The organism is Aquabacterium sp., from assembly GCF_004297345.1.
In the GTDB taxonomy this organism is placed as follows: domain Bacteria; phylum Pseudomonadota; class Gammaproteobacteria; order Burkholderiales; family Burkholderiaceae_C; genus Aquabacterium.
The window spans coordinates 1-1,646 of sequence record NZ_SCTN01000560.1; the positions used below are offsets into that span (position 1 = coordinate 1).

Genomic DNA, 1,646 nt, shown 5'->3' on the forward strand with positions numbered 1-1,646 from the left:
CTTCGCCGCGGGCGCCGCCAGTAGGATGATCTTGCACAATAGGCCGAGTTGCAGCTGCGTCTGACGAATCAGTTCCTTACCTATGCCAGAGCGTTGATACGACTCGTCCACGGCCAAATCCGATAAGTAGCAACAGTAAGAAAAATCCGTCACCGAGCGCGCCACGCCCACCAGCTGATCGCCATCCCATGCAGTGCAGAGTAGATCCGCATGCTTGAGCATACCGGCAATGCAGGCGGCATCATTCACCGGGCGACGCAAACCCAGCGACGAACGATTCAGTACGTCGATAAATTGTTCGCTGCTAATGCTGCGGTCATGGTGATAGGTGATGTTCATATGCACACTCGTAGTTTCGCCCCTGCATTATTCTTCCAGCTCCTTACGCAACTGCACCGGCTGCACCTTCTTGCGCAAGCGAATATTGAGCATTTCGACAATCACTGAGAATGCCATGGCAAAGTAAATGTAGCCCTTCGGAATATGGAAGCCCAGCCCCTCACCCACCAGCGCGGTACCAATCAAGATCAGAAACGACAGCGCCAGCATCTTGATGGTGGGATGACGATCCACGAAGTCGGAAATCGGTCCGGCCATGAACATCATTACACCCACTGCCGCGATCACCGCAGCAATCATCACCGGCACGTGGCTCGCCATCCCCACGGCGGTAATCACCGAATCCAGCGAAAACACGATATCGATGACTGCAATTTGCACGATGGTGCTGACGAAGCTGGCCCCGCCTTTGACGTTGTGCTCGTGCTCCTCGCCTTCCAGACTACCGTGAATCTCCATGGTGCTCTTGGCGATCAGGAACAAACCGCCGCCCAGCAGGATTAAATCGCGACCGGAAATATCGCGACCGAAGACCGTAAAGAATGGCGCTTCCAAGCTCATCACCCAAGTGATGGATAGCAACAAGCCAATGCGCATCAGCATGGCCAACGATAGTCCGATGGTGCGTGCACGCGGTCGATCGGCTGCCGGCAAGCGACCGACCAGAATCGACAGGAAAATAATGTTATCGATGCCGAGCACGATTTCCAGCGCGGTCAGCACGCCGAACGCCACCCAGGCTTCCGGGTTGGTCAATAGTTCAAGCATCTCTCATTTCCTATTTTGTGGCCTATGTTGCGACGTGGCCGACCGTTCACGTTTATTGGCTTGGATGGATGCCAGCACACCGATCCCCAAGAACACCAGAATCACCAGCAAGGATAAGACGTTCGAGATCTGCACGTGATGATGCAATAACATTTTGACGCCGATGAAACCCAACACGAACACCAGGCTGATCTTCAGATACTTAAACAGGGACATCAATCCCGCCACGGCAAAATACAACGAACGCAAGCCGAGAATGGCAAAGGCATTGGACGTGAACACCAGGAATGAATCCTGCGTGACGGCGAAAATGGCGGGAATGGAATCCACTGCAAACACCACATCGGCAAGATCCACGAACAACAGTGTCACGAACAAGGGTGTGGCAGCCGAGGCGCCATTGACGCGGGTGAAGAATCGATTGCCATCCAACTGCTCGGTGATCGGATAAACCTTGCGTGCCAGCCTCACCAGCACGCTCTTGCCGGGATCGAACTCGTCTTCTTCACTCTTGAGCATGCGCGCCGCGGAGACGATCA

The 1,646-nt window shown here is 54.4% G+C and carries 3 protein-coding genes; all 3 read right to left on the reverse strand.

The genetic code is table 11. From position 1 onward, the window contains the following. The coding region (locus EPO09_RS21475; protein ID WP_290646529.1) for a GNAT family N-acetyltransferase at nt 1-339 on the reverse strand (339 nt) is incomplete at its 3' end. A gap of 27 nt (nt 340-366) precedes the next feature. Continuing rightward, nucleotides 367-1,107, reverse strand: coding sequence for a TerC family protein (locus tag EPO09_RS21480; protein WP_290646531.1), 741 nt, complete (start codon nt 1,105-1,107; stop codon nt 367-369). Nucleotides 1,108-1,110: 3 nt separating this feature from the next. Then, nucleotides 1,111-1,646, reverse strand: a 536-nt coding sequence (locus EPO09_RS21485) for a DUF475 domain-containing protein (RefSeq protein WP_290646533.1), incomplete at its 5' end; no start/stop codon positions are given.

Excerpts from the sequence above, each read along its gene's own strand:
- EPO09_RS21480 (WP_290646531.1), bottom strand. The coding sequence starts at position 1,107 with ATGCTTGAACTATTGACCAACCCGGAAGCCTGGGTGGCGTTCGGCGTG.